Source organism: Ruicaihuangia caeni (genome assembly GCF_040536845.1).
Taxonomy (GTDB): Bacteria; Actinomycetota; Actinomycetes; order Actinomycetales; family Microbacteriaceae; genus Ruicaihuangia; species Ruicaihuangia caeni.
The window spans coordinates 1,627,076-1,641,244 of sequence record NZ_CP159582.1 but is presented as its reverse complement, the minus strand read 5'-3'; the positions used below and the strand labels follow the sequence as shown (position 1 = coordinate 1,641,244).

At 67.5% G+C, this 14,169-nt stretch carries 8 protein-coding genes; 1 reads left to right on the top strand and 7 read right to left on the bottom strand.

Annotated features, from left to right (window positions below; translation table 11 throughout):
* Nucleotides 1-198: 198 nt before the first annotated feature.
* The 7 genes from ABV606_RS07610 to rpoB all read right to left on the bottom strand — a co-directional run bounded on the left by ABV606_RS07610 (nucleotide 199) and on the right by rpoB (nucleotide 13,035).
* A complete protein-coding gene (locus ABV606_RS07610; RefSeq protein ID WP_353987270.1) occupies nucleotides 199-1,737 on the bottom strand; it encodes an ABC transporter permease in 1,539 nt (512 codons plus the stop codon).
* Nucleotides 1,734-2,495 carry an ABC transporter ATP-binding protein gene (locus tag ABV606_RS07605; RefSeq protein WP_353987269.1) on the bottom strand — a complete coding sequence of 254 codons (762 nt, stop codon included), beginning with the start codon at nucleotides 2,493-2,495 and terminating at the stop codon, nucleotides 1,734-1,736. Before ABV606_RS07605 ends, ABV606_RS07610 begins: the two co-directional genes overlap by 4 nt.
* Nucleotides 2,496-2,593: 98 nt before the next feature.
* Nucleotides 2,594-3,265, bottom strand: a complete 672-nt coding sequence (locus ABV606_RS07600; protein ID WP_353987268.1) for a response regulator transcription factor — start codon at nucleotides 3,263-3,265, stop codon at nucleotides 2,594-2,596.
* On the bottom strand, nucleotides 3,262-4,566 hold the full coding sequence (locus ABV606_RS07595) for a sensor histidine kinase (RefSeq protein WP_353987267.1): 1,305 nt from the start codon (nucleotides 4,564-4,566) through the stop codon (nucleotides 3,262-3,264). The genes ABV606_RS07600 and ABV606_RS07595 overlap by 4 nt, the downstream gene beginning before the upstream one ends.
* Nucleotides 4,567-4,854: 288 nt before the next feature.
* Nucleotides 4,855-5,346 (bottom strand): DUF6121 family protein, encoded by a 492-nt coding sequence (locus tag ABV606_RS07590; protein ID WP_353987266.1) that lies wholly within the window; start codon nucleotides 5,344-5,346, stop codon nucleotides 4,855-4,857.
* A gap of 319 nt (nucleotides 5,347-5,665) precedes the next feature.
* Nucleotides 5,666-9,517 carry a DNA-directed RNA polymerase subunit beta' gene (rpoC, locus tag ABV606_RS07585; protein ID WP_281488595.1) on the bottom strand — a complete coding sequence of 1,284 codons (3,852 nt, stop codon included), beginning with the start codon at nucleotides 9,515-9,517 and terminating at the stop codon, nucleotides 5,666-5,668.
* A gap of 47 nt (nucleotides 9,518-9,564) precedes the next feature.
* Nucleotides 9,565-13,035 carry a DNA-directed RNA polymerase subunit beta gene (rpoB, locus tag ABV606_RS07580; RefSeq protein WP_281488314.1) on the bottom strand — a complete coding sequence of 1,157 codons (3,471 nt, stop codon included), beginning with the start codon at nucleotides 13,033-13,035 and terminating at the stop codon, nucleotides 9,565-9,567.
* A 237-nt stretch (nucleotides 13,036-13,272) separates the two neighbouring features.
* Between rpoB and ABV606_RS07575 the strand changes: the two genes are divergently transcribed.
* A complete protein-coding gene (locus ABV606_RS07575) occupies nucleotides 13,273-14,166 on the top strand; it encodes a spermidine synthase (RefSeq protein ID WP_353987265.1) in 894 nt (297 codons plus the stop codon).
* The last annotated feature ends 3 nt before the right edge of the window (nucleotides 14,167-14,169 follow it).

The window sequence follows — 14,169 nt, the reverse complement described above, 5'->3', positions numbered from 1 at the left end:
AGACCGGCCTGGGCTCACCTGGCGCACGCCGAGATGACACAAAGCGCGATCGGCAAGCGCTTGACGCGTGCACATTGTGTCATCTCGACGAGCGAGCTGCGGATGCCGGCGAAGGGCGCACACCGGCGGATGCCGGGCGGCGGGGAGCGGGCGGAGTGATGGCGGATCCGGGGCGGGTCCGGATGCCGGGGCGCGGCGTCAATCCGCGGCGAGCGCCTCGATGGGTGACACGCGCGTCGCCCGGCGACTGGGCGCCCATGATGCGACCACGGTGAGCACCGCGCTGGCGAGCACCACCGCAGCGATCACGATCCACGGCACACCGGGCATCACGATGCCGGGACTTCCGTTGACCGACCCCATCATCGATTGCGCGCCGATCCACCCGTATACTCCGCCGAGCAGCAGACCGATGACCAGCGCCGCCGCGACGAGCTGGGCGCTCTCGGCGAGGATCATGGCGCGGATCTGCCGCGCCGAGAACCCCAGCGCGCGAAGCAGCCCCAGCTCGCGAGTGCGCTGCAGCACACTCAGCGAGAGGGTGTTCACCAGACCCACCGCTGCGATCAGCGCACTGAAGCCGATGAGCAGCGAGACCACGCCTACGACCATCGCGAGCACCTCGGAGATGCCCTGGTAGAGCTCGGGCTCCGCTTCCATCGCCGCGCGAGTCATCTGCTCGAAGCTCGCCACCGCGACGCCGAAGGTCGTGACGAGGGTCACGCCGATGACGAGTCCCACGGTGGACCGAGCGCTGCGCTGCGGGTAGCGCAGCGCGTTGCCTGCCGCGAGTGATGCTGCAGGGCGGGAGCCCAGGAGACGGCCCATTAGACGCAGCACGGGCGGGATCACCGCATCCGCTGCGAGTACGACACCGGTGAACGAGATGATGCCGCCGAACAGGCCCACCAGCACCGCGAGCGGCGTAAGCAATCCGAGCAGGAGCGCACCCGCGAGCAGCACGCCGCCGATCACGACCAGCGTGACCGCGGCGGCGTTGCGGCCCCGCCTGCCCGTGACCTCGTCGTGCCGAAGCTCGGTTGCGTTCGAGAGCGCCTGCAGCGGCGTGACGGTGAGCACGCGTCGGCACCCGATCCACGAGGCCAGCCATGTCGTGAGCAGCACTCCCACGATGGGCACGGCGAGCACCGGCCGTGCATAGGAGAAGCCGACATCGGGCAGGAACCCGGTGGCCACGGCGGTGCGGTCGAGCGCGACGGCGATCGCGGTGCCCGCCACCGCGCCCGTCAGAGAACCGATCACGCCGACTGCGAGCCCTTCGCGCGCGATGGTGTTGCGTTGGGCGCTCGCGGTCGAGCCCAGCAGACGCAGCAGGGCGATGGACCGCACCCGCCCGGCGACGATGGTCGCGAACGTGTTCGAGGTGACGACCGCTCCGACGTAGGCGGCGATCACGATGAACACGAAGGCGAGCAATTGCAGCATGAACGCGACAGTGCCGCTCTCGCCGGCGACGTCGTCGGCCGCGACCACTGCAGACAGCAGCCCGGTGATCTGCAGCAGGCCCACTCCGAAGGCTGAGGCGATTGCGGCGACAAGGATGCTGGCGCCGTGGCCGTGCATCGCCGAGGCTCGCGGTGCCCTCCGCGGCTGGCGAACTTCGGGACCGCGGGGCCGGTCGTGCGCAACACGCGCACGGCTCACACGGCGATCCCCCACGCGGTCGCCGCGCTCGCCGATCTCATCGTGGAGAGCGAAGGCGCTGCGCCCGCTCATGCCGGAACCTCCATCGAGAGCATGAACTCGCTGATCTGCTGCGCCGGCATCCGCTCCCGATCGGCCACGAGCCGGCCATCGGCGAGAAAGAGCACCCGGTCGGCATAGGCGGCGGCGATCGGATCGTGGGTGACCATGGCGATGCTCTGGCCGTACCGCCGACTGGCGTGCTGCAGCAACTCGAGCACCTCACGGCCCGTACGCGAGTCGAGGTTGCCGGTGGGCTCGTCGGCGAAGAGCAGCGCCGGGCGGGTTGAGAGCGCGCGGGCGATTGCGACGCGCTGCTGCTGCCCGCCGGAGAGCTCGTGGGGGCGGTGCGCGAGGCGGTCGGCGAGGCCGAGCGTCTGCTCGAGCTCGGCGATCCAGGCGGCCTCGGCATCCGTCGGCCTGCGCCCGTCCAGTTCGAACGGGAGCCGGATATTCGCCCGCACGTCGAGGGTCGGCACGAGGTTGAACGCCTGGAACACGAAGCCGACGCGGCGGCGGCGCAGCAGGGTGAGCTGCGAGTCGCTCATGTCAGTGATCTCATCGTCGCCCAGCCAGCTGCGGCCGTCGGTCGCGGAATCGAGGCCGGCCATGATGTGCATGAGCGTCGACTTGCCCGAACCGCTCGGCCCCATGATTGCGGTGAACTCCGCCGCCCGGATGCCGAGGCTGATGTCGCGGAGGGCGTGGACTCGGTTCGGATCGCTGCCGTAGCTCTTGCTGAGATGCTGCACCCGGGCGACAAGGCCGAGGTCCGTCGTGGTGATTTCCATGCTCCGACGCTACGAAGCGGCTTCGGGCGGCGTCGTCATGCTGCGGTAGCGATCGCATCATCCTCGAGGATGATTCGCGCTCGGGCGGCGGTGCGCGGTCAGACGACCAAGCGGTGCTCGTAGGCGAAGACCACCAATTGCACCCGATCGCGCAGCGCGAGCTTCGCCAGCACTCGACTGATGTGCGTCTTCACGGTGGCTTCGCTCAGGAACTCGCGCTCTGCGATCTCGGCGTTGCTCAGCCCCCGCGCGGCGAGCAGGAAGATGTCGCGCTCGCGCGAGGTCAGCGTCGAGAACGTTTTCGGCGGCGCGGGAGCGGTCGCCCGCGAATCGAAATGACGGAAGAGCTCACGGGTGGCGCCGGGCGCGACCACCGCAGCGCCCGCGTGCACGGTACGGATCGCCGCGAGCAGGAACTCCGGAGCGGCATCCTTCAACAGGAAGCCGCTCGCTCCACCACGAATGGCGCGCGTGGCCGCCTCGTCGAGGTCGAACGTCGTGAGCACGATGACCCTCGGCAGCTCCCTGCCCCGCGCGCTGGCCGCCGCGACGATGCGCTCGGTCGCCTCGATGCCGTCCATGACCGGCATCCGGATGTCCATCAGCACCACATCGGGACGCGCCCGCTCGACGAGGTCGACCGCCTCGCGCCCGTCGGAGGCTTCGCCAACGAACTCGAGGTCGGGTTGCGAGTCGATGAGCATGCGGATGCCGGCTCGGAACAGCGCCTGGTCGTCGACCAGCACGACTCGGATCGGTGCGCGGGTCACGCGGCACCGCCTGGGAGGTGTTGCGTGGCGCCGAACGGGAGCCAGGCGCGCACGACGAAGCGCTCGCGCTCCGGCTCGGCGGTGAGGCTGCCGCCGACGAGCGCCATGCGCTCGGTCATGCCGGGGATGCCGTGACCTCGGTGGATCGCGAGGCTGTGCGAAGGGTAGGACTCTCGGCTCTCGCGAGCATCGCGACCGTCCCGAGCATCGCGACCGTCCCTGCCGCTGTGAGTGCGAAGCGAGCTGGCGATCGTGATGGTGAGCCCGTGCGTCGCCCAGTCGAAGCGCAGCAATACCGGCTGGCCGGTGTCGGCATGACGCAGGGCGTTGGTGAGCGACTCCTGGACCACGCGATACACGGCGAGCTGCTGCACGGTCGTCAGCGTTCCCGGCGCACCCGTCACCTGACGTTCGACCGCGAGTCCGGCGGCCTCCACCTGCGCGAGCAGTCGATCGAGGTCGCCGAGTCCGGGCTGAGGGCCTTCGGCCTGGCGGTGCCGCAGCTGCTCGAGCAGCACGCGCACATCCGCCAGCGCCTCTCGCGACGTTGACGCGATGGTGGCGAGCGCGGTGTCTACGGCAGCGGGGTCGGATCGACCGACATAGCGTGCTCCATCGGCCTGCGCGACGACCACAGCGAGCGAATGAGCGACGATGTCGTGCATATCGCGCGCAATCCGCGTCCGCTCCTGCTCGATGGTCATCTCGCGCGCTGCAAGCTCGGCCTCGACGCGGTTCTGGCGGGCACGGCGCCATGTGCTCGCGAGGATGCCGAGCGTCCACGAGAGCAGGAACAGCGTCAGCGATCCGCCGAAGAGCAGCAGCGCCGGCACCACCGCGGAAGCGATTCCCGCCGCGCTGCCCAACTGCTCGGAGAGCGTCGCCACCGCCTGCGGCAGCACGAGATGCACCGTGACGATAGCGGCTCCGACGAAGGCGGATGCGAAGCCCATCCACCGGGTCACTGTCGTGCCGTACGCGGCGGTCGAGTAGAGCACCACGAGCACCGCGATGTTCGCCGGATGGGGGCCCATGCCCGCGAGCACCTGGGCCAGACAGACGAACCAGGCGGCCAGCAGCGCGATCAGCGGGTTCAGCCGACGCACAGTGGCCGCCGTCGCCATGCCGAGCAGCACCAGCACAGAGCCAACGCCGCCGAACCCGGCGATCGGCACAGCCAGGAGCGCAAGTGATGCAGGAACGACGATGTCGACCACGAGCTGGGCGGTCGTGAGCCGTCGCGACGCGAACACCGACGATGGGCGTTCGGCCACGGCATCCGAAGCGGCTGAGAGGCTCACCCTCTCACGCTACGGCCCGCGCGACCCCTGGAACGTCGTTCGGCCCGCGGCGAGTGCCGACTCAGCGCGAAATCATCCTGCAGATGTAGACGCAGGCGCCACGCGCGAGCGCCGAGATGTCAGGTTCTGCATTCGTCAAGCGCTTTGAGTGCGCGAAAAGTGTCATCTCGACGGTGTACTCACGGCGTTCGCCCCACGGGAGGCGGTGAGGCCGCTCGGAGGGGGTCAGTGCGCCGGTTGCGGCAGGGCGGTGATTGGAGCGGATGCCGCGGGGTGCAGCGAGGCAGCTCACACGTCGTCGGGGTTCTCCCACGGCCACCGCGGTCGGCCGGTGCGGTCGATGCGCAGCGTGAGCACCCACTGGTAGAGCACCGTGATGACGAACGCGCTGAGGCCCACAGTAATCGCGTAGGGGCTGATCAGCGTCGCGCCGACGAAGAGCACGAACGCCAGGGGCTCCCCTGTGCCCGTGGCGGTGAGCAGACCGCCGATGAGCACGTACACCGCGATCGCGGCGATACCCATCGCGAACGCGAACGGCACGGAGAGCCGCTGCTGGTCAGCGGGCGTGTTCATGCCGTTGATCATCAGGAAGACCAGAAGCACCACGGCTGAGAGCCCCACCATGAGCGGTCCCACGATGCGGCCGACGTCGGGATCGCTGATCGGGTCGGTTCCCGAGTACAGGCTGATCAGCCCGAACGCGGCCACCACGATCGCCACGTGCAGCACGACCGCGAAGACCGCGAGAAACCCGGCGTACCGACGGTAGGGGTCCATGCCTCGAGCCTACGCCGAGCCCGCCAGCGCGAAGACCGGGCGCAACGTCGCAGCCGCAGCGCGACGGCAGGGACGCGTGGGGGCGCACTCCCGAGTTCCGAGACCGAGGCCGGAACGAACGAGGGCGCACGAGGGCGAACGAGGGCGCACGAGAGGCGCCGCCGTGACCACGCCGCCACGCGGCGACGCGGCAACGCGGCGACGCTTCGCGAAGACGCGAAGAGGCCCCCGGCGTGGTGCCGGGGGCCTCCCGCTGAGTGCGACGACTCAATCGATCGAGCGGGTCAAGGGGATCGACCCGCTCGATCGACGGATGCCGCTACTGCACGTTGTCGCTCGGGAACTCCTCCGACGTGAAGCTGTCGAAGTCGACGAAGCTGAGGTCCGCGTCGCTGAAGCCGCCGTCGTCCGCGAAGATGCGGTTCGGGTAGCGCTCGGCGCGGGCTTCCTCGGTCGGCTCGACCGTCACGTTGCGGTAACGCGACAGGCCGGTGCCGGCCGGGATCAGCTTTCCGATGATCACGTTCTCCTTGAGGCCGAGCAGCGGGTCGCGCTTTCCTTCCATGGCCGCCTGGGTGAGCACCCGGGTGGTCTCCTGGAACGACGCGGCCGACAGCCACGACTCGGTCGCGAGCGACGCCTTGGTGATACCCATGACCTCGGCGCGTGCCGACGCGGTCTTCTTGCCCTCGACGAGCGCAGCCCGGTTGAGGGTGTTGTACCGCGAGCGGTCGACCAGCTCGCCGGGCAGCAGCTCGGTCTCGCCGTGATCGATCACGGTGACCTTGCGCAGCATCTGGCGAACGATGACCTCGATGTGCTTGTCGTGGATCGGCACGCCCTGCGAGCGGTACACGCCCTGCACACCCTCGACCAGGTGCTGCTGCACGGCACGCTCACCGCGGACGCGCAGCACCTCCTTCGGGTCGAGGTTGCCGACGTGCAGCTGCTGCCCGAGCTCGACATGCTGGCCGTCTTCGACGAGCAGCGTGGCGCGCTTCAGCACCGGGTAGATCACAGGCTCATCGCCGTTGTCGGGCGTGAGGATCAGGCGGCGCTGACGCTCGGTGTCCTCGATCGTGATGCGGCCGGCGGCCTCGGCGATCGGGGAGGCACCCTTCGGGGTGCGCGCCTCGAACAGCTCGGTGACACGCGGCAGACCCTGGGTGATGTCGTCGGCGGATGCCGAACCACCCGTGTGGAACGTACGCATCGTCAGCTGCGTGCCGGGCTCACCGATCGACTGCGCGGCGATGATGCCGACGGCCTCACCGATGTCGACCAGCTGACCGGTCGCGAGCGAACGCCCGTAGCAGGCGGCGCAGACGCCGACAGCCGACTCGCAGGTGAGGACCGAGCGCACCTTGATGCTGCGCACGTCGGCGGCGACCAGCGTCTCGATGAGCACGTCACCGACGTCGGCACCGGCATCCGCGATCACTTCACCGGCCTCGTTCACCGCGGGAGCGGCGAGCGAGCGGGCGTACACCGAGTTCTCGACGTTCGGGTCGCGCGTCCAGGCACCGGTGTGGTCCTGCACGGCGATCGGCAAGTCGAGGCCCTTGCTGGTGCCGCAGTCGTCCTCGCGGATGATGACATCCTGCGAGACGTCCACGAGACGACGGGTCAGGTAGCCCGAGTCGGCGGTACGAAGCGCCGTGTCGGCCAGACCCTTACGCGCACCGTGCGTGGCGATGAAGTACTCCGCCACCGACAGGCCCTCGCGGTACGAGTTGATGATCGGGCGCGGGATGATCTCACCCTTGGGGTTGTTCACCAGACCGCGCATACCGGCGATGTTGCGCACCTGCAGCCAGTTACCACGAGCGCCCGAGGTCACCATGCGGTTGATGGTGTTGTCTTCGGGGAAGTGCTCACGCATGGCCGCCGCGACCTCGTCGGTCGCCTTGGTCCAGATCTGGATGAGCTCCTGGCGGCGCTCGAGGTCGGTCGTCAGACCCTTCTCGAACTGGTCCTGGATCTTCTGCGCCTGCTGCTCGTACTTGGCCACGATCTCGGCCTTGTTCGGAGGCGTGATGACGTCACTGAGGGCGACGGTCACACCCGAGCGAGTGGCCCAGTAGAAGCCGGCGTCCTTGATCGCGTCGAGCGTCGCGGCGACGGTCACCTTGGGGTACCGCTCTGCGAGGTCGTTGACGATCTGCGAGAGGCGGCCCTTGTCGGCCACAGCCTCGACCCACGGGTAGTCAGCGGGCAGCATCTCGTTGAACAGGGCGCGACCGAGGGTCGTCTCCTTGAGCACGCGCTCGCCGCCGACCTTCTCGCCCGACATGCGGATCTTCACGAGGGCGTTCAGGTCGAGAGTGCCCTGGTCCTTCGCGAGGATCGCCTCGGCGACCGAGGAGAACGCGCGACCTTCGCCGGTAGCGCCCGCCGCGACCGAGGTCAGGTGGTGCAGGCCGATGATCATGTCCTGCGAGGGCAGGGTCACCGGGCGGCCGTCGGACGGCTTCAGGATGTTGTTCGAGGCGAGCATCAGGATGCGGGCCTCGGCCTGAGCCTCGACCGAGAGCGGCAGGTGCACCGCCATCTGGTCGCCGTCGAAGTCGGCGTTGAACGCAGCACACACGAGCGGGTGGAGCTGGATCGCCTTACCCTCGACGAGCTGCGGCTCGAACGCCTGGATGCCGAGACGGTGCAGCGTGGGCGCACGGTTCAGCAGCACGGGGCGCTCGCGGATGATCTCCTCGAGCACGTCCCACACCTGCGGACGCGAACGCTCCACCATGCGCTTGGCGCTCTTGATGTTCTGCGAGTGGCCCAGGTCGATCAGTCGCTTGATGACGAACGGCTTGAACAGCTCGAGCGCCATCTGCTTGGGCAGACCGCACTGGTGCAGCTGCAGCTGGGGACCCACGATGATGACCGAACGGCCCGAGTAGTCCACGCGCTTACCGAGCAGGTTCTGACGGAACCGGCCCTGCTTGCCCTTCAGCATGTCGCTGAGGCTCTTGAGCGCACGGTTGCCGGTGCCGGTCACGGGGCGACCACGGCGGCCGTTGTCGAACAGCGCGTCGACGGCCTCCTGCAGCATCCGCTTCTCGTTGTTGACGATGATCTCGGGAGCGCCGAGGTCGAGCAGACGACGGAGACGGTTGTTGCGGTTGATCACACGGCGGTACAGGTCGTTCAGGTCGCTCGTCGCGAAGCGGCCACCGTCGAGCTGCACCATCGGGCGCAGCTCCGGCGGGATCACCGGAACGACGTCGAGCACCATCGCCGCCGGCGAGTTGCCGGTCTGCAGGAACGAGTTGACGACGCGCAGACGCTTGATCGCGCGGATCTTCTTCTGGCCCTTGCCGTTGGCGATCTGGTCGTGCAGATCTTCTGCCTCGGCCTGTAGGTCGAAGCTCTGGAGGCGACGCTGGATTGCCTCCGCGCCCATGTACGACTCGAAGTACTGGCCGTAGCGGTCCTGCAGCTCCTGGAAGACGCTGTCCTCAGGCTTGAGGTCTCCGACCTTCAGGTTGCGGAAGTCGTCCCAGACGCGCTCGAGCTGGTTGATCTGCTCGTCGTAGCCCTTGCGGAGCTGCGCCATCTCCTTCTCGGCGGCGTCCTTGGTCTTGCGCTTCTGGTCGGCCTTCGCGCCTTCCTCTTCCAGCGCGGCGAGGTCGTCCTCGAGCGTCTTCATGCGCTCGGCGATGCGAGCGTCACGCTGGCTCTCGAGCGTCTTCAGCTCGAGACGCAGCTCGTTCTCGAGGTCGGGCAGGTCTTCGTGGCGCCCCTCCTCGTCGACCGAGATGACCATGTACGCGGCGAAGTAGATGACCTTCTCGAGGTCCTTCGGCGCCATGTCGAGCAGGTAGCCGAGGCGGCTCGGCACACCCTTGAAGTACCAGATGTGCGTCACCGGAGCAGCCAGCTCGATGTGGCCCATGCGCTCGCGGCGCACCGAGCTCTTGGTGACCTCGACGCCGCAGCGCTCGCACACGATGCCCTTGAAGCGCACCCGCTTGTACTTGCCGCAGGCGCACTCCCAGTCGCGGCTGGGGCCGAAGATCTGCTCGCCGAAGAGGCCGTCCTTCTCGGGCTTCAGCGTGCGGTAGTTGATGGTCTCAGGCTTCTTTACCTCGCCGTAGGACCACTTGCGGATGTCGTCGGCCGTCGCGAGGCCGATCCGCAGCTCGTCAAATGAGGTTGCGTCGAGCAATGTTCTCTCTCTCATGAAAAACGTCGAACGTGTCCAGTGGTCCCGGCTCAGATCTCGTCGACCGACGAGGACTCGAAGCGGGCGGAGATGTTGATGCCGAGTTCCTCAGCGGCGCGGAAGACCTCGTCATCCGTGTCCTTGAGGCTCAGCGTGGTGCCGTCGGCCGAGAGGACCTCGACGTTCAGGCAGAGCGACTGCATCTCCTTCATGAGCACCTTGAAGCTCTCGGGAATACCGGGCTCCTGGATGTTCTCGCCCTTGACGATCGCCTCGTAGACCTTGACTCGGCCGAGGATGTCGTCGGACTTGATGGTGAGGAGCTCCTGGAGGGCGTATGCCGCGCCGTATGCCTCGAGCGCCCACACCTCCATCTCACCGAAGCGCTGACCACCGAACTGCGCCTTACCACCGAGCGGCTGCTGGGTGATCATCGAGTACGGACCGGTCGAGCGCGCGTGGATCTTGTCGTCGACCAGGTGGTGCAGCTTGAGGATGTACATGTAGCCGACCGAGATGGGGTCGGGGTACGGCTCACCCGAGCGACCGTCGAACAGGCGTGCCTTGCCGGTCTGGTCGATGAGACGCTGACCATCACGGGTCGGCAGGGTCGAGTCGAGCAGACCCGTGATCTCGGCCTGCGAGGCGCCGTCGAACACGGGCGTCGCAACCTTCGTGCCGGGCGCGACCTCGCGGGCACCCTCGGGCAGGCTCGCGGCCCACTCAGGATTGCCCTCGATCTCCCAGCCCTGCTTGGCCGCCCACCCGAGGTGGATCTCGAGCACCTGGCCGAAGTTCATGCGGCCGGGAACGCCGAGCGGGTTGAGGATGACGTCGACCGGCGTGCCGTCTTCGAGGAAGGGCATGTCTTCGACGGGGAGGATCTTCGCGATGACGCCCTTGTTGCCGTGGCGGCCCGCGAGCTTGTCACCGGCGGTGATCTTGCGCTTCTGCGCGATGTAGACGACCACGCGCTGGTTCACGCCCGAGCCGAGCTCGTCATCGTTGTCAGCGGAGAACTCCTTGACCGCGATGACGGTTCCCTCTTCACCGTGGGGCACCTTGAGCGAGGTGTCGCGCACCTCACGGCTCTTCTCGTTGAAGATCGCGCGGAGCAGGCGCTCCTCGGCGCTCAGCTCGGTCTCGCCCTTCGGGGTCACCTTGCCGACGAGGATGTCGCCGGGGCGGACCTCGGCGCCGATGCGGATGATGCCGCGCTCGTCGAGGTTGCTCAGGAGGTCGAGCGACACGTTGGGCAGGTCGCGAGTGATCTCCTCCTTGCCGAGCTTGGTGTCACGGGCATCCACCTCGTACTCCTCGATGTGGATCGAGGAGAGGGTGTCGTCCTTCACCAGGTTCTGGCTGAGGATGATCGCGTCTTCGAAGTTGTGACCCTCCCACGGCATGAATGCCACGAGCAGGTTCTTGCCGAGTGCGAGCTCGCCGTTCTCGGTCGCGGGGCCGTCGGCGATGACCTCGCCGGCTTCCACGCGGTCACCGGCGTTGACCACCACGCGGTGGTTGTAGCTCGTGCCCTGGTTCGAACGGTCGAACTTGCGCAGGTAGTAGTACTGCACGCCGCCCTCGTCGAGCTGCACGCTGACCACGTCGGCCGAGACCTCGGCCACCACACCCGGCTTCTCGGCGGTGATGACGTCGCCCGCGTCGATCGCGGCGAAGCCCTCCATGCCGGTGCCGACGATGGGGCTCTCGCTGCGCAGCAGCGGAACCGCCTGACGCTGCATGTTGGCGCCCATGAGCGCACGGTTCGCGTCGTCGTGCTCGAGGAAGGGGATGAGCGAGGTGGCGACCGACACCATCTGGCGCGGTGACACGTCGATGTACTCGACGCGGTCGGCGTCGACGAACACGACCTCGGAGCCCTTCGGGCGGGCGAGGACCTTCGACTCGGCGAAGGTGCCGTCGGCGTTCACCGGGGTGTTCGCCTGCGCGATGAGGTACTCGTCCTCTTCGCTCGCGGTGAGGTAGTCGATCTGGTCGGTGACCTTGCCGTTCTCGACCTTGCGGTACGGAGTTTCGATGAACCCGAACGAGTTGATGCGCGCGAAGGTCGCGAGCGAGCCGATCAGGCCGATGTTCGGGCCTTCAGGCGTCTCGATCGGGCACATGCGGCCGTAGTGCGAGGGGTGCACGTCGCGCACCTCGACGCCGGCGCGCTCACGGCTCAGACCACCCGGGCCGAGCGCCGAGAGACGGCGCTTGTGGGTGAGGCCCGCGAGGGGGTTGTTCTGGTCCATGAACTGCGAGAGCTGCGAGGTTCCGAAGAACTCCTTGATCGCGGCAACCACGGGGCGCACGTTGATCAGGGTCTGCGGCGTGATCGCCTCGATGTCCTGCGTGGTCATGCGCTCGCGCACGACGCGCTCCATGCGGCTGAGGCCGGTGCGCACCTGGTTCTGGATCAGCTCGCCCACCGCGCGGATGCGGCGGTTGCCGAAGTGGTCGATGTCGTCGACGTCAGGGGTGATCTCGACCTTCTTGCCGCCGCGAACGCCGGTGATGGTCTGGTTGTCGTGCAGAGCGACGAGGTACTTGATCGTCGCGACGATGTCGGAGACGGTGAGCACCGAGTCGCTGATCGGCGCGTCGAGGCCGAGCTTCTGGTTGATCTTGTAGCGACCGACCTTCGCGAGGTCGTAGCGCTTCGGGTTGAAGTAGAAGTTGTCGAGGAGCGCACGCGCCGCCTCGGCCGCCACCTGCTCGCCCGGGCGCAGCTTGCGGTAGATGTCCTTGAGCGCGTCTTCCTTGGTGAGGATGGTGTCCTTCTCAAGGGTCAGCTCGATCGAGGGGAAGCCCTTGAACTCGTCGCGGATCTCCTCAGTGGTGAGACCGAGGGCCTTGAGAAACACCGTGACCGACTGCTTGCGCTTGCGGTCGATTCGCACGCCCACCTGGTCGCGCTTGTCGATCTCGAACTCGAGCCACGCGCCGCGGCTCGGGATGATGCGCGCCGAGAAGATGTCCTTGTCGGACGTCTTCTCCTGCGTGCGCTCGAAGTACACGCCCGGGCTGCGGACGAGCTGCGACACGACGACGCGCTCGGTGCCGTTGACGATGAAGGTGCCCTTTTCGGTCATGAGCGGGAAGTCGCCCATGAAGACCGTCTGGGTCTTGATCTCACCGGTCTGGTGGTTCATGAACTCGGCGTTCACGTAGAGGGGCGCAGCGTAGGTCTTGCCGCGCTCCTTGCACTCGTCGATCGAGTACTTCGGCTCTTCGAGCTCGGGGTTCGCGAACGAGAGCTGCATCGTCTCGGCGAGGTCTTCGATCGGGCTGATCTCTTCGAAGATCTCCTCGAGCCCGGACTGCTGCCCGGCGTCGCCGACGCGGGCGCGCCAGGCGTCGTCTCCGATGAGCCATTCGAAGCTCTCGGTCTGCAGAGCGAGCAGGTCAGGAACCGCCAGCGTGTCGGAGTATTTGGCGAACGAGAGCCGTGATGCGGATCGGCCGTTCTTGAAGGACTTGGACTTATCAGGTGATGCGTTGCGCGCAGCAGCCAAGGGAAATAACCTCCGGAGGCCCAATGGGCCGTGGCATGTCGGAAAGGAGAATGCTCATCTCAGATCCACCCCGCCGCTATACTCGGGGTGCGCTGCCATCCGCAATATGACGGCATGAACGATCATGGAGCGCAAACAACTACTATAGGTCGGCTCGGCTCGCCGTGTCCACTTCGTTCTTGACCTTGCTGCGTTCCTGGGGTATTTAGGGGCTCGCGCTCAGGAAAGAATAGGACCGTGCCCGCGACAACTCTCAAGCTGAGCGGCCTCAGAGCCGAGATCGCGCCGGACCGCTGGGTGCCCGGCGCGTACCAGTTGGTGGTCGACGGTACCCCGCAGTCCCACGTCAATCTCGACGACCCGACGCAGCTGTTCTTCGAGTACGTGCAGCGCATCGGACATGTGATCGACCAGTTGCCGCCTGGACCGATCACCGCCGTTCACCTGGGCGCGGGGGCCCTCACGCTCCCCCGGTACGTCGACGCGACGCGGCCGGGATCGCGACAGCAGGTGATCGAGCTCGAAGCCGATCTCATCGATTTCGTGCGGGAGACGCTGCCCCTGCCGCGAGGCGCTTCGATCCGAATGCGCTACGGTGACGCGCGCGAGGTGCTCGGCAAGCTTCCGCAGGGGCTTCGCCAGAGTGCCGACCTCGTCGTCGTCGACGTGTTCAGCGGGTCGCGTATTCCCCCGCATGTCACGAGCGTCGAGTTCTACCGGCTCGTCGCCGACCTCCTCACACCCGACGGTGTCGTCGTGGTGAACATCGCAGACGGCCCCGGGCTCGCCTTCGCGCGCGGCCAGGCGGCGACCATGGCGGCGGTGTTCGCCGAGGTGGCGGTGCTCGCGGAACCGCAGATCTTGAAGGGGCGGAGGTTCGGCAATGTGGTGCTTGCGGCATCCCGTTCGGAACTGCCCGTCGAGTGGATGCCGAGGCTCCTCGCAGGCGGGCCGCACCCCGCGAAGCTCGTGATCGGCAAGGAACTGCGCCACTGGATCGCGGGCGCGCGAATCGTGACCGACGCCACGGCGGTGGCCTCCCCTTCCCCCGCCACCTCGGTGTTCGGCCAGAAGCGGCCAAGCGACAAGCGGTCCGACGAGAAACGGCCCGGCGAGAATCCCGAGGACTGAACC